The sequence below is a fragment of the Acinetobacter sp. WU_MDCI_Abxe161 genome, assembly GCF_025514355.1.
GTDB classification, from domain to species: Bacteria; Pseudomonadota; Gammaproteobacteria; order Pseudomonadales; family Moraxellaceae; genus Acinetobacter; species Acinetobacter pittii_E.
Genome location: NZ_JAHPTU010000004.1, coordinates 75,599 through 95,048, shown reverse-complemented (window position 1 = coordinate 95,048; position 19,450 = coordinate 75,599). Strand labels below are relative to the sequence as shown.

16 protein-coding genes and 1 pseudogene are annotated in these 19,450 nt (G+C 37.5%); 10 read left to right on the top strand and 7 right to left on the bottom strand.

Annotation, left to right across the window (positions count from 1 at the left end; all coding sequences use genetic code 11):
• The first annotated feature begins 20 nt into the window (after positions 1-20).
• Positions 21-1,079, top strand: coding sequence for a 2,3-butanediol dehydrogenase (locus KTI78_RS05795; protein ID WP_262445506.1), 1,059 nt, complete (start codon positions 21-23; stop codon positions 1,077-1,079).
• A 49-nt stretch (positions 1,080-1,128) separates the two neighbouring features.
• Here KTI78_RS05795 and KTI78_RS05790 read toward each other — a convergent pair whose 3' ends face one another.
• Positions 1,129-2,040, bottom strand: a complete 912-nt coding sequence (locus KTI78_RS05790) for a bestrophin family protein (protein WP_057106728.1) — start codon at positions 2,038-2,040, stop codon at positions 1,129-1,131.
• A gap of 69 nt (positions 2,041-2,109) precedes the next feature.
• Complete coding sequence (locus tag KTI78_RS05785) at positions 2,110-3,381, bottom strand: sigma-54 interaction domain-containing protein (protein WP_262445505.1); 1,272 nt, start codon at positions 3,379-3,381, stop codon at positions 2,110-2,112.
• Between the two features lie 191 nt (positions 3,382-3,572).
• Between KTI78_RS05785 and KTI78_RS05780 the strand changes: the two genes are divergently transcribed.
• From KTI78_RS05780 to KTI78_RS05760, 4 genes and pseudogenes are all read left to right on the top strand, one after another.
• Positions 3,573-4,268 (top strand): MBL fold metallo-hydrolase, encoded by a 696-nt coding sequence (locus tag KTI78_RS05780; protein ID WP_016141097.1) that lies wholly within the window; start codon positions 3,573-3,575, stop codon positions 4,266-4,268.
• A 12-nt stretch (positions 4,269-4,280) separates the two neighbouring features.
• Entirely contained in the window at positions 4,281-5,936 is a 1,656-nt protein-coding gene (locus tag KTI78_RS05770) for a TIGR01244 family sulfur transferase (protein WP_410374415.1), read from the top strand.
• Between the two features lie 179 nt (positions 5,937-6,115).
• A complete protein-coding gene (locus KTI78_RS05765; protein ID WP_262445504.1) occupies positions 6,116-6,907 on the top strand; it encodes a sulfite exporter TauE/SafE family protein in 792 nt (263 codons plus the stop codon).
• A gap of 109 nt (positions 6,908-7,016) precedes the next feature.
• Positions 7,017-8,021 (top strand): annotated as a pseudogene (locus tag KTI78_RS05760) (homoserine dehydrogenase).
• Between the two features lie 30 nt (positions 8,022-8,051).
• Here KTI78_RS05760 and KTI78_RS05755 read toward each other — a convergent pair.
• Positions 8,052-8,969 (bottom strand): DMT family transporter, encoded by a 918-nt coding sequence (locus KTI78_RS05755; protein WP_262445502.1) that lies wholly within the window; start codon positions 8,967-8,969, stop codon positions 8,052-8,054.
• Positions 8,970-9,135: 166 nt separating this feature from the next.
• Here KTI78_RS05755 and KTI78_RS05750 point away from each other — a divergent pair, with 166 nt between their 5' ends.
• Complete coding sequence (locus KTI78_RS05750) at positions 9,136-9,990, top strand: helix-turn-helix domain-containing protein (RefSeq protein WP_262445501.1); 855 nt, start codon at positions 9,136-9,138, stop codon at positions 9,988-9,990.
• Positions 9,991-9,995: 5 nt separating this feature from the next.
• On the opposite strand, the gene KTI78_RS05745 is transcribed toward KTI78_RS05750, so the two are convergent.
• Entirely contained in the window at positions 9,996-10,382 is a 387-nt protein-coding gene (locus KTI78_RS05745) for a winged helix-turn-helix transcriptional regulator (RefSeq protein WP_262445500.1), read from the bottom strand.
• A gap of 95 nt (positions 10,383-10,477) precedes the next feature.
• Between KTI78_RS05745 and KTI78_RS05740 the strand changes: the two genes are divergently transcribed.
• Complete coding sequence (locus KTI78_RS05740; RefSeq protein ID WP_262445499.1) at positions 10,478-11,086, top strand: FMN-dependent NADH-azoreductase; 609 nt, start codon at positions 10,478-10,480, stop codon at positions 11,084-11,086.
• Positions 11,087-11,163: 77 nt separating this feature from the next.
• Here the strand turns inward: KTI78_RS05740 and chrA are convergent, their stop codons facing one another.
• Complete coding sequence (chrA, locus tag KTI78_RS05735; protein WP_262445498.1) at positions 11,164-12,510, bottom strand: chromate efflux transporter; 1,347 nt, start codon at positions 12,508-12,510, stop codon at positions 11,164-11,166.
• Positions 12,511-12,694: 184 nt separating this feature from the next.
• Entirely contained in the window at positions 12,695-13,981 is a 1,287-nt protein-coding gene (locus KTI78_RS05730; protein WP_262445497.1) for an MFS transporter, read from the bottom strand.
• A 516-nt stretch (positions 13,982-14,497) separates the two neighbouring features.
• On the opposite strand from KTI78_RS05730, the gene KTI78_RS05725 reads away from it, so the two are divergent.
• Complete coding sequence (locus KTI78_RS05725) at positions 14,498-16,702, top strand: TonB-dependent siderophore receptor (protein ID WP_262445496.1); 2,205 nt, start codon at positions 14,498-14,500, stop codon at positions 16,700-16,702.
• Between the two features lie 55 nt (positions 16,703-16,757).
• On the opposite strand, the gene KTI78_RS05720 is transcribed toward KTI78_RS05725, so the two are convergent.
• A complete protein-coding gene (locus KTI78_RS05720) occupies positions 16,758-18,176 on the bottom strand; it encodes an aspartate ammonia-lyase (RefSeq protein ID WP_262445495.1) in 1,419 nt (472 codons plus the stop codon).
• A gap of 414 nt (positions 18,177-18,590) precedes the next feature.
• Between KTI78_RS05720 and KTI78_RS05715 the strand changes: the two genes are divergently transcribed.
• Complete coding sequence (locus KTI78_RS05715) at positions 18,591-18,773, top strand: hypothetical protein (RefSeq protein WP_262445494.1); 183 nt, start codon at positions 18,591-18,593, stop codon at positions 18,771-18,773.
• 110 nt (positions 18,774-18,883) lie between these two features.
• Positions 18,884-19,105: a hypothetical protein gene (locus tag KTI78_RS05710; protein ID WP_262445617.1), complete on the top strand. Its 222-nt coding sequence runs from the start codon at positions 18,884-18,886 to the stop codon at positions 19,103-19,105.
• The last annotated feature ends 345 nt before the right edge of the window (positions 19,106-19,450 follow it).

Below are 19,450 nucleotides of genomic sequence, written 5' to 3'. Positions count from 1 at the left end.
CTGATTTGAGGGAGATAATAATGAAAGCAGCGCGTTTTTATGACAGAGGTGATATTCGTATTGAAGATATCCCTGAACCAGAAGTCACTGCCGGCACCGTAGGCATTGAGGTAGCTTGGTGTGGAATTTGTGGTACAGATTTACATGAGTTTATGGAAGGGCCGATTTTTATTCCACCGTGTGGACATCCACATCCTATTTCAGGCGAATCAGCACCGATTACCATGGGACATGAGTTTTCAGGTGTGGTCTATGCTGTTGGTGAAGGTGTTGATGACATTGAAATTGGTCAACATGTCGTAGTAGAGCCTTATATTGTGGCCGATGATGTGCCGACTGGACCGGGCGATAATTATCATCTTTCCAAAAATATGAACTTTATTGGTTTAGGTGGGCGTGGTGGTGGTTTATCCGAAAAAATTGCGGTTAAACGCCGTTGGGTGCATCCAATTTCCAATAAAATTCCACTAGATCAGGCGGCCTTAATTGAACCGTTATCAGTAGGTCATCATGCCTATGTGCGTAGTGGTGCAAAGGCTGGTGATATTGCACTGGTAGGTGGTGCGGGCCCAATAGGTTTGTTGCTTTCAGCAATTTTAAAAGCGAAAGGTCTTAAGGTCATCATTACCGAGCTAAGTGCAAAACGTAAAGAAAAAGCCAAAGAGTCGGGAGTCGCAGATTATATTTTAGACCCTTCAGAAATTGATGTTGTTTCTGAGGTCATGAAAATTACTAATGGCGATGGCGTCGATGTCGCGTTTGAATGTAGTAGCGTTAACAAAGTTTTAGATACTTTGGTTGCAGCAGTCAAACCAACAGGCGTTATCGTTATTGTTTCGATTTGGAGCCACCCAGCATCAATTAATGTGCATAGTGTGGTGATGAAAGAGCTTGATGTACGCGGTACGATTGCCTATGTGAATGACCATCAAGAAACGATTAAACTGGTTGAAGAAGGTAAAATAAATCTTGAACCTTTTATTACCCAGCGTATTCAACTTGATGATTTGATTTCACAAGGTTTTGAAACCTTAATTCATAACAATGAGTCAGCAGTTAAGATTATCGTACAGCCCTAAATAGATACTTAAACCTATAAAAAAAGAGCGAATCATCGCTCTTTTTTTATTAAAGTAAATTGTTGTCTTGGGCTTCAATAATAGGCGGTAATGGCTGTCCTAAAGAGCTTAGAGACTCTCGCTCAATCAAGCGTACAATTGAATCAAGCGGTAAATCATTTTCTTGCAAACCAAAAGGTTCTTCAATTTGAGCACTTAAGGCGTCTAAACCTAAAAACATATAAGCGATTAAGCCGACAATAAGCGGTGTCCAGATGCCCAAAGCTGCTTCAAGGCTAAATGGTAATATGAAACAGAAGCAGTAAACGGCACGGTGCAAAAGTACTGAATATGAATAGGGTAAAGGTGTCCCAGCAATTCGGTCACAACCTGCTTGGATATTGCCTAGCTCAACAATATGTCGATTTAAGGTGCTATAGATAATGTCACTAATTTCACCATCTTTGAGTATTTTAACTAAATCTTTTTGAATGTTTTCAAGTACAAATTGTGGTGCATTAATATGCTCGTTTAAATAATTAAGTGAAGAGTTAGTTAAATAGGCATGTTCAAGAAATTTAGTGGGTTCAACTGTTTGTTGACGCAGTCGATCACGCAATAAATTACTAAAAATTAAGACCTGATGAATTAAATGTTCACGTTGCTCATTCGATAGAACATGGCTATCTCTAACGATATGTCTGGCATTGGCAATTAGCGCACCCCAAAGTTTGCGGCCTTCCCACCATCGGTCATAACACGCGCTATTTCTAAAACCCGTACAAATTGACAGGATCACACCGAAAATCGTAAAACCAATTGCAGGTACGGTAGGGATTTGAATCCAATGATAATAAGAAAGAAAAACAACAAACGCTGAGATCAGAATAACAATGCTCAGCGCAGGCAGAACCTTCGGCAAAATTGTTCCTTTCCAAGCAAATAATAATTTAAATACATTGCTTTTATCACGGACAATCATATAAAGCCTTTGAACTAATGAACCTAATCAAGTGCAGTATGATACGCCTTAGACGAGATAAATACCTAGCTAAAGCTTATGCTTTTGTCTGTATCGCCAAAGAGTAGTGCGGCTAATACCAAAAATATTCGCGACCATATTCAGATTATGGTTATATTTTTCTAGAGCTGCCTGAACATTTTCAGGGGTAAGTTCTGCATTATTTTCAGGTAGTTTAACGTATTCGTCTGCATCTAATAGTTCATTTGGTAAGTCTTCAACTTCAATTTCGTCTTTACCATTAGCCATGGTTAATGCATAAAGCAGAGTGTTTTTAAGCTCGCGAACATTTCCTGGCCAGTCATAATTCAATAAAACTTGCATGGCTTTTTGATTGACATGACGTGGCATTGTATCGAGTTGAGTTGAGCTCTCTTTTAAAATCTGATCGACAATAAGAGGAATATCGACTTTACGCTCTCTGAGTGGTGGTATAAAAATTGGAATTACGCGTAAACGGTAGAGCAAATCGTGACGGAAACGCCCAGCCTTAGCTTCTTCGCGTAAAGCTTTATGTGTTGCAGTAATAATCCGGACATTGGCTTGAATAGGTTTCTCACCACCTACAGGGGTAAATTCACCTGTTTCTAACACCCGTAATAATTTAGCTTGAAGCTCTAAAGGAATCTCTGCAATTTCATCCAGAAAAAGAGTCCCACCAGCGGCACGTTCAAACACGCCTTTATGGTCACGAATTGCTCCTGTAAAAGCGCCTTTCACATGACCAAAGAGTTCACTTTCTAGAATATTGGCATTGAGGGCAGCACAGTTAATAGCCACAAAAATCTTATTTTTACGCTGGCTATAATCATGAATTGCTTTTGCCACCAGTTCTTTACCACTACCAGATTCACCGCGGACCAGCACTGGAAACTCTGTAATTGCTACTCTTTGAATGATTGAAAACATACGAGCCATTTCTGGTGAGCAACTATTGAAAACTTTAGCCAAGTCTTGCAATTGTTCTGTTAGCGTTGATTGACCAGCAATATCATTTTCTGTGCCAACTGGCTGTAAAATATGTAACTTGCCAATAATATGATGCTCGGCAATATAAATATCATGTTCTTGATAGATAAATCGCTTTCTTATTTTAGGAGTATTGATCTCAAGATATTGATTGTGATGATCTTGAGTAAGCGCTGCCATACTCTCAACAGAAATATCGTCTGTATTAAATTTATAGTGAATTGCGTGAGTCGTTGTGTCTGCTAAAAACAGACTCGCATTTGGAAATAAAGCCTTAAGTTGCTCAAATAATATGTAAAAATCTTGTTCTGACTCAAAATTTAACTTTGCCATTTCATGTGTTTCACAATCGTTTCATTGAAACATACTTGAGTTTCAAGGGAACATCAAGCTCAGTTCATTTTCTTATTTTAATTTTATTAATTAACTTAAAAATTTGATTTTTATATTTATTATTAAATTTTAAATAATTGGCACCTTATTTGCAAAATATAGGAAAGAAATAAATTATTAAGGTATAAATCATGTTCTTTAAGCAGTTTTTTGAGCAGGAAAGTTCGACTTATACATATATGCTTGGGTGTGAAGAAACACGAGAGGCTGTTTTAATTGATCCAGTCGCTTCAGATATAGAGATTTATGTAAAAGAATTAGAGCAGCATCAATTTACACTCATCTATACATTAGATACACATGTTCATGCAGACCATATTACTGCTGCAAATTTACTTCGTGAACGTTTCCATTGCAAATCGGTTTTACACCGAAACTCAGATGTAAGTTGTGGAGATATTTTAATTACAAATGGATGCATGCTTAAATTCGGCAACCTCAGTATTGAAGCGCGTTATACACCAGGTCATACCAATGCGTGTACGAGTTATTTAGTTGAAAACATGGTTTTCACGGGCGATGCATTATTAATTGATGGTTGCGGTCGAACCGATTTCCAGCAAGGTAATGCAGGCACACTTTATGACAGTATACATAAACAACTTTTCAGCCTACCTGACGACACTATTGTGTATCCGGGACACGATTATAAAGGTCGTCTATCTTCAACGATTGGTTATGAACGCTTAAATAACTCACGCCTAGGACAGAATCGCTCGCGCGAAGATTTTATTAAATTAATGAATAACTTAAATCTGCCATATCCAAAACAAATCGATAAAGCACTACCTGCTAATCAGGCCTGTGGTTCAACTTCACAATCATAATAAGGTGGCAATATGGAACTCAAACAAGTTAATCAAGATTTTTATGTTGCTGGTCAAATCACTGTCGATGAGGTCGCAAAAATTGCAGATCAGGGAGTAAAAACTCTGATATGTAACCGACCAGATGGAGAAGGTGCAGACCAACCCAATATAATTGAAATTGAAGAAGCAGCTCAGCAATATGGCCTAAAAGTAATTTATCAGCCTGTTACCAGTGGAAAAATTACTGATCAGCAAGTTGCCGAGTTTAAGCAACTTTATCAGAATGCCAAAAAACCTGTTTTAGCGTATTGCCGTTCTGGTATGCGTGCAATTAGTTTATGGGCTTTGGCCGAAGTTGACCCAAAAGATGCGGCGCTATTAGTAGAAATGGGTAATAAGCTTGGTTTTAACTTAAAAGGCCTAGTTCCACGCATTTTAAAACGTGATCATGAACCAGCCACAATTCCTTGTTATAGCGTTGTGATTGTTGGTGCTGGGGCTGCAGGAATTTCTGTTGCATCGAGCTTACTGTCTCGTGAACCTCATTTAGATATTGTCATTATTGATCCGGCCGATACTCATTATTATCAACCCGGCTGGACCATGGTAGGGGCTGGTATTTTTAAACCACAAGTAACCGCACGCTCTATGGCAAGTGTGATTCCTTCAAAAGTGAAATGGATGAAAGCTGCCGTTGCTGGATTCGACCCTAAGCATAGTCAGGTTATTTTAGAAGGATGCCAACCCATTCAATATAAGGCACTGGTCGTCTGTCCAGGCTTAAAACTGAATTGGCATGGAATTGAAGGTTTAGTTGAAACCTTAGGTAAAAATGGGGTGACATCTAACTATCGTTACGATTTAGCACCGTACACATGGGAACTGGTGCAACAGCTAAACGGTGGAAAGGCAATCTTTACCCAGCCGCCTATGCCAATTAAATGCGCCGGTGCTCCTCAAAAAGCAATGTACCTTTCAGCCGACCACTGGTTAAAGCAAGGCAAACTTAAAGATATCTCTCTTCATTTTTATAACAGCGGCGGTGTTTTATTTGGCGTTAAGGAATATGTACCTGCACTAATGCAATATGTCGAAAAATATGGATCTGAACTGCACTTTAACCATCAACTTGTCAAAGTAGATGGGCCTGCAAAAAAAGCATGGTTTAAGGTAGTGAACGATGAAAATGCAGCATTGGTCGAAACAGATTTTGACATGCTGCATGTTGTTCCACCGCAACAAGCCCCAGACTTTATTCGTGCCAGTACTCTTACTGATGAAGCAGGCTGGGTGAGTGTGAATCCTCAAACCTTACAACACACAGAACATGCCAATATTTTTGCTTTAGGCGATGTGATGAATGCGCCTAATGCCAAAACTGCTGCTGCGGCACGAGCACAAGCACCCATCGTTGCTGTGAATGTTATAGCCCAGCTCAAGGGTGAACAAAGCTTCTGTGAATACAACGGCTATGGTTCATGCCCACTTACTGTCGAGCGTGGAAAAATCGTTCTGGCTGAGTTTGGTTACGGCGGTAAGCTTCTTCCAAGTTTTCCAAAATGGGTGATTGATGGGCAAAAACCATCACGTTTGGCTTGGCTGCTTAAAGAACAGATTTTACCGCCGATTTATTGGCAAGGCATGCTCAAAGGCCGCGAATGGATGGTCAAACCTGAGCGAGGATAAGTAAAGATTAATAATCTTTACCCGAGCGCAAGACGAGAACTACGTTCGAGTTAAGAGGGTAAACAAAGCAACGCTTTGTCCTGAGAAGCGGTTGAAGCTTCGCAAGAAGACGAGAACTTACTCCCCCATTAACCAGCAGTCTACTGCAAACGATGTATATGCAATTTTAGGCTTTTGATATGTTATTACTTGTCGTTGAAGGCATTGTGATTGGCTTTTTACTGGGTCTCACTGGTGCAGGTGGCGGTATTCTTGCCGTACCTGCGCTCATGACCAGTCAAGGTTGGAGTGTGGCTCAAGCTGCGCCGATTGGGTTATTGGCAGTTGCTCTATCTACACTGATTGGCACCATTGAAGGTTTATTTAAAAAGATAGTTCGTTATCGTGCTGCAATCTGGATTGCCTTAATTGGTGCCCCTATGGCACATATCGGCATTTTAATAGCCAATGCGATTCCACCTGTATGGCTCATGTTAATGTTTAGCTTAGTCATGTTTACAGTGGGCTATCGACTTATTAGTAACCGAGTATCAGACTTTCATAATCCGCCGTGTCAGGTCAACCCAAGTACAGGACGTTTTATCTGGAATTTTAAAACGGGAAGCGTTCTTGCAAGTATCGGAATTATTGCTGGGCTTTTAACTGGAATGTTAGGGGTGGGTGGTGGTTTTGTAATTGTGCCAGCGCTTAGAAAAGTCACAAATTTAGATATGCATAGCATTGTTGCAACTTCACTTATGATTATTTTTCTCATTAGTGGAATGAGTATTGTGATGCATATTGCAGAGGGTTTTCACTATCCAGTAGCCATTACCAGTGCGTTTGCACTCGCATGTGCATTTGGTATGTTATTAGGACGCAGAGCTATTCGTTTTATTCCGTCTGCAATCGTGCAAAAAGTCTTTGCTTTAATGGTTTTTGCTGTCGCAATTTATATGGTCATTAAGATTGTTAATCTAACAAATATCTAAACAATATAGTATTTTAACCTTCTCTATAAATAGCAATTTTCCAAAGATGAGATGTTAAAATTATCTTTGGAAATTTGGTTTAAACCATATAAATTTTTGAGAAAGCGATATGAAGCAAATTAACGTGGCAATTTGTGGTTTTGGACGGATTGGGCAACAAATTGCAGAGCTTCTTTTAAATCGATCGACATACTATCAACAAAAATATCAAATTGATGCCCGTTTAGTGGGTGTCTGCAACTCATCATCAGGCTTAATTGATCAAGTAGGTTTACAAGCTACAAAGTGGCTAGATAAAACACAATATCAAGTAGGCTTAACTGGGCAAAAGTTTTTAGAACAGGTTCAGGCGGATGTCATTATTGAGACTGGCCCAAGTGATTATGTTACCGGTGGAAAAGGACTATTTTATTTAAATTATGCTTTAAAACATAATATGAATGCGATTGCAGTATCGAAAGGTGCTCTAGTCGTAGATGGTAAAAAATTAATTAACTTGGCACATCAGCACAATAAAAAACTATTTTTTAGTGGTGCCACTGCTGCGGCTTTACCAACTGTTGATTTATTTGAATATAACTTGGCTGGCTGTCAAATTTTAGAAATAGAAGGTGTCTTTACCGGAACCACAAATTTTATTTTAAATGATATGTTGCAACATGAATGTGCGTTTGCAGAATCTCTTGGAAAAGCTCAAGCAAAAGGGATTGCAGAACCTAATAGCTCTTTCGATGTAGATGGATGGGATACCGCTGCCAAGATTACGATATTGGCAAATACTGTTTTGGGAGCTGATGTAAAAATTCAAGATATTCCAAGACAAGGAATTAGCCATGTGACTGCCGATCATATTCGTGATTGGAAAAAAGAAAATCTAATTCCTCGTTTGGTGGGTTTTATTCATAATAAAAATCTGCAAATTCAAACAGGTGTTGAATTAAGATTAGTTCCAGCAAATCATCCTTTTGCTCATCTGCAAGGTTCTAATAAATGCATTCGAGTGTTAACTCAAGAAATGGGTGAGCTTGTTGTAAGTTGAGGAGCATCTGCACCATTAGCTACAGCCGCCGCGGCTTTAAAAGATTTCGAGTTGATGCTAAAAATGAGCTGCTAAAATTAATTATGATTTATAAAAAGCAGGCTTTTATGCCTGCTTCTCACAATTTTTTTGACTATTAAATAACTTTTTTCCAATTTCAAACTTACTGAACATTAAGTAATTGCCTAGTAAGATCAATAAAATTCCAAATAATGCATTTAAGGTCCACTCATATCCTTCAAAGAAGGTAGAAACAGTTAGAGCCACTAAAGGGAAGAGCAACGTGCTATATGCTGCTTTTGAAACACCAATTCTCCCAACCAGAGAAAAATAAGCAGAGAACCCAATAACTGTGCCAAATACAGCCAAGTAAAGTACCGAACTTAAAAATGGGAAATTCATTGGAGGCATTAAATCTTGGCCAGTAAATAAAGCTAAACTTAACATCACTGACGATCCATAAGTCATGGCATAACAGTTTGTTGAAAAAATATTTAGACCACGTTTTTGATGTCTAACACTAATCATATTTCCTAAAGAAAAACCGTAAGTGCCTACTGCACATAACCCAATACCCATTAATAACTGTGCATTAAATTGACTATTTATGAGATCATGCCAAAAGAGTAAAACGATACCACCTAAACCTAAAAGTGCAGCTGGACCAAAATTTGGTGAAGGTTTTTGCTTAAAAAAGATAAGCGCATTAATGGCATTAAAGAAAACAGCCATCGAAAAAATAACGGACTCTAAACCGCTATTTACATATTTAACGGCGGTATAAAAACAAATAAAGTTTAGGCCGAAAACACAAAGGCCTTGTAGCATACAAAACAAATGATCTTTTAAAGCAATTCGCTGTAATTTTCCTGAAAATAGTAAAACAACCCAAAGTAATAAGGCTGAAATGGCAAAACGCCATAAAATTGCGACGACAGGTGTTGCATAATGGCTCTGAACGGCAATTCCAATCCATGTTGTTCCCCAAATCAACACCACCGCAACATAGAGTAAAATATTCATAAGTTCATCCTCGATTACCAAGCTTAAGTATCTAGGAATACATAATTTTTCACGTATATATTCTTGTGTTCTACATGCAAGATCTTGCGTTTTTTATAGAACTAAACTAGCTCAATTTTGCTGAATATGGTTAACTTAAGCTCAATGAGATTCGTTTTAATTTTGCATGGCCTATCAAACTTTAGAACAGCTACAGCAATCTAAAGCCAAGCTTCACGAAACGGTGGTGCTTGATGAAAATATGCAACTTGCATTTTGGTCTAATCAGCAAGATCGTGTAAGTGTCTGTAGCGATCACCACACTTTAAGTCTGTATATTCAAGATGGCTATGAAAGCTATCAAAAAACACCTGCGGGCTGGAAAAATGGCGGTGGGCCGGGTCGTTTTTGCTTATTGCCTGAACATCAGGAGTCGACTTGGGATATACGAGGTGGGCTTAAATTCGTTCACTTGTATTATACCGACCAACATTTGCGTGATGTTGCTGAAAAAATATGGGACAAAGAACCCAATCAAATTGAACTTAATGAAGTTGTCTTTAATGACGATGAGCGGATTCGAGCGTTATATCAGTTTTTCCTATTAGATTGTGATTGGAAAGATTCAGCAAACCATTTACAAATGAGTACCACTGCCAGTTTATTGTTGAATCATTTAATTCGAAGATATAGCAACGTGAAGTGGCAGCAACCCGCCATTAAAGGTGGGCTGGCACCTCATAAACTCAAATATATTCAAGACTGGATTGAAGGGCATCTAGACCAAGCACTGACTTTGTCTGACTTAGCAAATGTTGTGAATTTAAGCGAATATCATTTTGCCCATATGTTTAAACAGTCTATGAATATGGCGCCTCACCAGTATGTCATGCAAAGGCGCTTAACTAAGGCAAAAGGTTTAATTCAGTCATCTCAGCTTTCTTTACAAGATATCGCGCTGGTGTGTGGTTTTAGTTCAGCGAGCCATTTAAGCCATCGCTTTAAACAGTTTTATGGCATAAGTCCTTCACAATTACGTTAAGCATTTCATGTAATTGGTTTATCTTGAGCTGCATCAAATGCAGCTCTTGCCGCATCAATATCCGCGATATGCTGCTGTGCCCATTGGCCTAAAGCAATTACAGGCTCTGTAAGTGAATGGCCCAGAGGTGTTAATTCATATTCAACATGCGGTGGAACTACAGGATAGACTGTACGTTTAACCAATCCATCTCTTTCTAAACCGCGTAAACATAAGGTGAGCATACGCTGTGATATTCCATTGATATTTCTCTTTATTTCAGAAAATCGATGAGGGCGTGATGCAAGTGTCATTACAATAAGAATGCTCCATTTTTCACCAACTCTAGCCAACACTTGACTGACTCTTTGGCAATCTGAGCTCTGTAAATCATGAGGTATGGTTACGGCCATATTACTTGGTTCCCTAAATGTGCCTTCTTGTGCATAAGAATAATAGTAGTAACATAATTAGTTCAAGTAACAATTTTATACTGTAGGTATAAACGATGAAACTACTTCAAATTGACACAAGTATTTTGGGTGAACAATCTGTTAGCCGCCAACTCACCTCATCTGTTATTCGTCAGCTCAACACAGCTTATCCAGATGCAGAAATTATTCATCATGATTTTGCTTTAGAGCCAATTCCTCATTTGTCTGATGCCGAGTTTTTGGCATGGCAAGGGGTGGAACCTAATAATGAAACAGCGCAACAACGTGTTGCACGAAACAGCCAATATTTAGATGAGTTTTTATCGTCAGATATCGTTGTGATTGGCGCACCTATGTATAACTTTAGCTTTCCGTCACAGTTAAAAGCATGGCTTGACCGACTATCTATTGCTGGGAAAACATTCCGTTATACGGAAAACGGTCCAGAAGGTTTAGTAAAGGGGAAACGTATTATTATTGCTTCTTCGCGTGGTGGAGTGTACTCGGCAGGTTCACCAGCCGAAGTTTTAGATTATCAAGAAACTTATATTAAAGCGTTTTTCAATTTTATTGGTGTGACTGATATTACTTTTGTGCGCGCGGAAGGTATCGCTTTCGGCCCAGCAGCACGTCAAGTTGCCTTAGATAATGCAGCAGCACAAATCGCACAATTAGCGGGTTAAAAATATAAACAGCCGAGCAGTAATATCATTGTTCGGCTGTGTCTATGGATAATCAAAAAAACTAAATCAATAAATAACTAAAAGAAAGTGACGGCTAGCCCAATCAGCGCTGATGCAAAAATCACATACAGCACGTTAATATTAAAGCGAAATAAAGCAATGAATGCAGCCACAGTAATGATGGCTGCGACAACATCAAAGTATCCTGAAAAGCCCTCTGGCCATAACACGTGATAGCTAAAAAATAATGCTAGATTTAAAATGACACCAACCACAGCAGCGGTAATGGCAGTGAGTGGTGCGGTAAACTTAATTTCATTATGGGTAGATTCAATAATGGGTGCACCCGCAAAAATAAAGACAAATGAGAAAAGGAAAGTAAACCAAGTTACAATGACAGCACCAAGTGCTCCAGCAAAAAATAGATGCTCGGGTCCAAGTAATGAATGATTAACACCCCCTAAAAAACCAACAAAGGCAACCACCATAATGAGTGGGCCAGGTGTAGTTTCACCTAAAGCGAGTCCATCAATCATTTGAGTTGGTGAAAGCCATCCAAAATGATTTACAGCACCTTGATAAACGTAAGGTAAAACAGCGTATGCACCTCCAAATGTGAGCAGTGCAGCTTTGGTAAAAAAACAAGCCATTTGGGTATAAGAGTGATACCACCCAAAATATGCGCCTAAAGCTAAAATTGGCAATAACCATAAAACGATTGCCACAAAAATAAGTTTAGCTAACCGCAACCAATGGAATTTAGCATGCTCTGGCGTTGGGGTATCATCATCAATAAATGCTCGGCCATAATCTTTTTGGCTGGCTTTATGTCCAGCGACTGAAGAAAAAAGTTCTGGATACTTTTTACTCGCTAAATAGCCGGCAATACCAGCTGATAGCACAATAAGGGGGAAAGGAAGCTTTAAGACAAAAATGGCAAAAAACGCAGCAATTGCGACGAACCATAAAAATTTATTTTTAAGTGAACGGCTACCTATACGGTATGTTGCATGAAAGACAATTGCGGTAACGGCAGGCTTTATCCCGTAAAAAATACCTGCAATAACAGGAACATCTCCGAATTTTATATAGACCCAAGATAGCCCAATTAAAATAAATAAAGAGGGCAATACAAATAAAATCCCTGCAACTAATCCTCCCGCAGTTCTATGCATAAGCCAACCAATGTAGGTTGCTAATTGCTGAGCTTCAGGACCAGGTAACAACATGCAGTAGTTCAGGGCATGCAAAAACCTTTTTTCGGATATCCAGCGCTTTTGTTCAACCAGTTCCTGATGCATCACAGCGATTTGTCCAGCTGGCCCACCAAAACTAATAAAGCCAAGCTTGAGCCAAAATAAAAAAGCTTGCCAGAAGGTGACTTGAATAATACTTTCAGGTAAAGGGAATTTTTCGTTTTCCATTTTTATCCCATCAAAAAAATTGATTCATATGAATCAAGAACATTAAAAACTAGTTACTTTTACTGAATTAAATAAGTTAGATGTACTATGCAGCTATAAGATACAGAATAAAAATGAATTTCTTATTATTTTAAAAAGATATTCTTCTAAAAAAATCTCTAGAAGAATATCTATCTTTTATTTTCTAATGATCATGTTCTAAATAATCAGGTTTTTTCGGAAGCGCAAGGCTACACAAGAAACAGATAATGAGCATGACAATCACATAAATAAAGAAGGTGTTTTCAATTCCAGCGGCTTTGAACTGCAAGGCAACCGAAGGTGCAGAACCACCAAACAGCGCATTCCCTACAGCATAAGAAAACCCTACACCTAAAGCTCGTACATGAGGTGGGAACATTTCTGCTTTTACCAAACCACTAATAGAGGTATAGAAACTCAGAATCATCATCATAAAAATGAGTAGCAAGGCAATAATAATCGGCGAATCTATATAATTAGGCATCCCAATGGCCATGACTGGATAGATAAAAATTGCAGATAATAAGCTAAATGCCAGCATTGAAGAACGTCGCCCAATACGATCCGAAATTGAGCCAAATACAGGTTGAGCACACATATAGACAAATAGTGCGAAGGTCATGATATAACCAACGGTTTTTCCGTCCATTCCTAAATTAGTTAAATAGGTTTTTGAATAAACAGTTTCTACATAAAATGTTAATGAACCAGCCGAGGTATAACCCACCACCAATAAAAAGGTTTTCCAATGCTTTTTAAAGAGTTCTCTTAAGCTACCAGATTCTTTTCGTTCGCTGTCTTGATGTGAAAGTGTTTCTTCTAAGCGGCTACGTGCCAGTAAAGATAAAATTGCGGCAAAACCACCAATAATAAATGGAATACGCCAACCACCATCATGTAATTGTTGCTCACTTAAAAACGTTAATAAAATAACGCCGAGTAAGCTGGCAAGTAATTGACCACCAGAGAGGGTGACATATTGGAAAGACGAGTAAAAACCACGTTGGCCTTTTAAACCCAATTCACTCATATATGTTGCTACGGCGCCATATTCACCCCCAACCGATAAACCTTGAAGTAAACGCACTACCAGTAAAAGAAATGGGGCAAATAAGCCAACTTGGTCATAAGTGGGTAGGGCTGCAAATAAAAAAGAACTCAAAGCCATAAGACAAATTGAGATGACCATCGATTTTTTTCGACCATGCCGGTCTGCAATACGCCCAAATACCCAACTACCAATAGGACGCATAAAAAAGCTTGCAGCGAATACCCCCCACACATAGATAGATTTAGTCGTACTATCCATATCTGGTGCAGTTAGAGCTTGAGTAAAGTAGGCAGCAAATACTGCATAGATATAAAAGTCGAACCATTCAACTAAATTACCAGAGGCTGCGCCTACAATCCCACGTATTCTGCTACGTTTTTCTTCCTGAGTGTATGTCATATTTCTTCCATCATTTTGCAGACAAAAACGAGGAATTTTTAGATATGCTGGATAGAAAAAAGAATGAAACTTTAAATATCACTCAATCCTGAGCATGTCCTTAAATTCCTAAACCTTCATTTTTTCTAATTTTAAAATTCGATTCTAGTGAGATTACGTCCTTTTGTTCGATTTAATGATATTTTTACCGATGATCGAACACTTCCTTTGTCTTAACTTGATAATTAATAGTATTTAAAATCAGTAAGCTAATTTAACAATATTATTTTTCTGTTCTATTTCTCCTGTTGAGTACCATTTCTAGCTTAAGTTTATTTTGAATATTTGGTAATGCTTAAAAAGTTATAGCGCCAATTTCTAAGAAAATACATGAAATTTATATAATGATAAGCCCATAAAAGTTGTATCACATTCACTTAATCGAAAAAATACAGAATAAGTTGTTTCTCAATATATGTAGGGGTATTCTTGCGTGGCTAAAAATAGGCTCAGTAGTTACTTCTAGCGCTTCAAATTATGCACGGTATGGCAGGTAGTTATTCAATGGAAAGACGTTCGTTAAATCTTCACTTCATGACATGCTCTAAAACAGCATTGGCTTCATCTATTGCACTCATAACATCTGTCGTTTATGCAAATGAAGCGGAGGTTTCCCAGCTCCCAACCATTACTGTTAACGCCACCCAAAATAATGATGCGCTATACACATCAAAGAAAGTTAATTTATCTGGTTTTCAAACTGGTGATGTAAAGAAGGTTCCGGCATCTATTACAACAATTACTTCTGAACGCATAGCAGATCAACATGCAAAAACCCTAACCGATGTGGTTGAAAATGATTCGTCATTGGGAGATGGTTACGCTGCTATTGGCTATTATCCAAACTTTGTAGCACGAGGTTTTGCACTCGATTTAGGTTCAAGTTATCTCATTAACGGTCACACCATACGTGGTGAGCAAAATATTGCTTTAGAAAATAAAGAACAAGTTGAAATCTTAAAAGGCATTTCTGCAATTCAAAGTGGAATGTCGACTCCGGGCGGCGTTGTTAACTATGTAACCAAAAGACCTGCCAATGTTAAAAACATTACTGTAGATGCAAATTCGGAAGGTGGCTATACACTGGCAACGGATGTAGGTGGTTTTGTTAATGATAGTTTCGGTTATCGAATCAATTTGGCACATGAAAGCATCCATCCAAATGTTGATCATGCAAATGGTAAGCGTGATTTTGGTTCAGTAGCTTTAGACTGGAAAATTAATGATCGCTCTAAACTACTGTTTGACATTGAAGCTCAGCATCAAAGCCAACGTTCGGTACCAGGTTATCAACTGCTTGATGGGCAAGAAGTACCAACAAATGTAGATCAAGATCGTTTGTTGGGTTATCAGTCTTGGAGTAAACCTGTTGTAAATAACAGTGTAAATGCGAGTTTAAAATATCAATACGCATTTAATGATCAATGGAATGGTAGCTTAAGTGCATCTCAAAGCCGTGTTGTGATTGATGATAATAGTGCTTTCCCGTGGGGATGTTATAGCGATATTTGTGAAGTTACTGGCTTAGGTAATACTTTTGATAAACACGGTAACTATGACATTTATGACTTCCGCAGCCCAGATGACACACGTATTACTAACCAGTTTACTGCTGGGTTAGATGGTCAATTTAATACTGGCAATATTCAGCATCAAGTTGCTTTTGAATTACAACGTACTTATAAAACCTTAAAGCGCCATACACCACTTAATATATTGGTAGGAACAGGTAATATCTATCAAGATACGATCGACTACAGTCCGTCATCGGAAAGTTTAGGCGAGCGTTACAAAGCTTTAGAAAGCGATCAGACTGCTTTTACCATATCTGACCGAGTTCAATTTAATGATCTATGGTCAACGTTATTGGGTGGAAAACTTATTCATCTTGATGAGCAAGCCTATAAGCCAGATGGTCAGCAAAGCCGAGACACAGATTTAAATAAGTTTTTACCGCAATTAGCGCTCATGTATAGCCCAACTGCTACGACTAATCTTTATGCTTCATATGCCAAAGGATTATCTGATGGTGGAGAGGCTCCGTGGTTTGCTAATAATGCCCTAGAAGTTCTTGCTCCTAAAAATTCTGAACAATATGAAATTGGGATTAAGCAGCAAATACGCAACTTCTTATTAACAGCAGCTATTTTTGATTTAAAGCAAGATAATCAATACAGCAAAGTCAATGCTGATGGAACATTTGATTTTGTTGAACAAGGTGAACAACACAATCAAGGTATTGAGTTGGGTTTAACGGGCGCTTTAACAGATACACTCGACGTAAGCTCTGGCATTACCTATACCAAATCTCGTCTTGTTGATATTGATAGTGACAGCTATAAAGGTCATCAAACTCAGAATGTACCGAAAGTACGCGCAACTACACAGTTATCTTATAAAGTACCTTCAATTGAAGGATTAAGATTACTGAGTGGTATGCAATACAGTAGCAGTAAATATGCAAACAAAGAGGGAACGGCAAAAGTAGGCGGGTACAGTGTCTTTAATGTTGGTGCTGCTTATAAAACAAATTTTGCTGGGCATGACACAACTTTTAGATTCAACATTGATAACTTATTTAATAAGAAATATTGGCGCGATGTAGGCGCATTTATGGGTGATGACTATCTCTTCTTAGGTAATCCTCGTACAGCTCAGCTCTCTACAACTTTTAGTTTTTAAACTTATAGATCAAATAAAAAAGGAGTTTATAAAAACTCCTTTTTTATTTCAGGAATTAAGCCGACATTTTGGGTTTAACCATATTATTAATCGACAAGATATCATCAAGCACTTGTGCTGATAATAAGCCCTCACTCTGAACTAGAGCCAATACGCTTTGTCCAGTTTCATTTGCGGTTTTAGCAATACGAGTTGTCGTTTCATAACCTAGGTATGGGTTAAGTGCAGTCACTATACCAATTGAGTTTTCAACTAAAGCTTTACAGTGTTCAGGGTTCGCCGTAATCGTATCAATACATTTACTTTGGAACATAGTCATTGCTTTACCCAGCAAGTCCATAGATTCAAACAGTTTGAATGCAATAAGTGGTTCCATTGCGTTTAACTGTAATTGTCCAGCTTCGGCAGCTAAAGTTACAGCCAAATCATTTGCAATGATCTGGAAGCAAGCAAGGTTCATCGCTTCAGGAATAACTGGGTTCACTTTACCTGGCATGATCGAACTACCCGGTTGACGTGCTTCTAAATTAATTTCATTAATACCAGTACGCGGACCACTTGAAAGTAAACGCAAGTCATTGGCAATTTTTGAAAGTTTAGTTGCGGTACGTTTTAATAAACCAGATAAAAGAACAAAGTCGCCCATATCTGAAGTTGCTTCGATTAGATCAGGAGCAGACTTAATTTTCTTACCAGAAATTTTTGCAAGTGCCTGAATCGCAAGTTCACGGTAACTATATTCAGTAGTAATTCCCGTACCTATCGCTGTACCGCCAAGGTTCATATAGGCTAAAACATTTGGAATAAGCGTATTAATTTGCTCAAGGTCTTTTTGTAAAGTTACCGCAAAAGCGCCAAACTCTTGACCTAATGTCATTGGCACAGCGTCTTGTAACTGTGTACGACCCATTTTTAAAATATGAGCAAATTCTTGAGATTTATTGCGGAAACTTAAAATTAAGTTATTAAAAGGAAGATTTAGTTCATCTAAACTTAATAACAAACCTAAGCGAATCGCAGTAGGGTACACGTCATTTGTTGACTGCGACATATTAATGTCGTTATTAGGATGTAGATATTGATATTGACCCTTAGAATGTCCCATATATTCTAAAGCCACATTTGCCAATACTTCATTTGCATTCATATTGGTTGAAGTACCAGCACCGCCTTGCATCATATCAATCGGGAACTGGTCGTGAAAATTCCCACGAATAAGTTGATTACAGCTGTATTCAATCGCTTCAAATTTAGTTTGATCTAAGCTTTTAAGATTATAGTTCGCCTCAGCACAAGCAAGCTTTACCATGGCTAAAGCTTTAATAAGGTGAGGGAAATTTCCGACCTTGCTTTGAGTTAAATTAAAGTTTTCTAGAGCACGTAATGTTTGAACTCCGTAGTAGTCGTTATTATTGATCTCTCTATAACCAATAAGATCCTTCTCAATACGGGTGGTAATTTCAGCGTTCATCATTAAACTTCGAATTAGTAAAGAAGATAATTCATATTAGATTTCGAAATGCTTCACTACTAATGCATTTATCAAGTTAATTATGCATTTTTTGCATATCAAATTTTTAATTTTATAATGAATGCATTAGGAGATTCCGTTTTTAGCTATCAATTCATATGAAATTTTTCTATTTAAATTAAATACTTAATATTAAGATAAATTTAATTTTATAATTTTTTTATAAAGTGAAGAATTGTCTAATTTTTTGAAATAACCCTTTAAAAAATATAAGACTGATTAATTTAAGTGAAATATCAACTTAATTATTTATATTATTGACTTTAAAAGTGAAGCCTATCTAACAAATTTATATAAAAATGTGATGCATTTCACATAAAAAACACTATAATACGAAAAAATTTTAGTTTTAAGTTTATGTTAAAAATCACAGCCGCATTAATTATCTTGGGAAGTTTTACATACTATGTACTTTTCCATGCTGAAGAGAAAAGTGAGTCTAAAACTTCTCGTCTGCTTAAAGAAGCAGAGCAATCTATCGCTTCTGCTGAAACCTCTGTAAATAAGGCCAATAGTATTGTACCCATATCTTATAAGTAGCCGCAGTTGTTAGGCTAACCTTTTATATCATCCATCAAAATATTGTTTTACTTAAACTTTCTTAAAATTTTAGGTAAAAGACTGTATGTATAGAGACAAAATTCATGAGAATGAAGTTTATCGCCTATGATCCCAATTCTGGGGAAAAATTAAACTTAAAAGAGCATATTCACCATATAGATAAATACACCACCTATATCTTTTTTAGCGATGAAAAAGACAATATGGTGTTCAATCCCCAGAAAAAGCAAGTTTTTGAAATTACTCAATATACTTCTAATATGATGGTTGAAATTTCAAGAAAGTTATATTATCTCATTGGTGAATATTAGAAATTCAGTCTTAGATTAAATACTTTAGTAGAATAGTCAGGTTTTTTTGGTTGAGCTATACTGCAAACATATCTTCTGATCTAAATGAATTTATTAGTCAGAGAGCTTAAACCCTGAAATAGGCAAGATATTAATTTTTTTGTTTTACAGTCCGTATTCTTCCCCAAGGTGCGGACTTTTTTTATTAAAAATAAAACTTGAGTAAATCTTGGGATTATTTCTGTTTTTTATTAAGGCGAAATTTGTTATTTACTTGAATTATATTAACCTTAGTTTTTGATTTAAAATAATTTTTAGAGTAATAATTTTATCTTTTTATGAGTTGTTGAGTTAAATCAAAGTCTT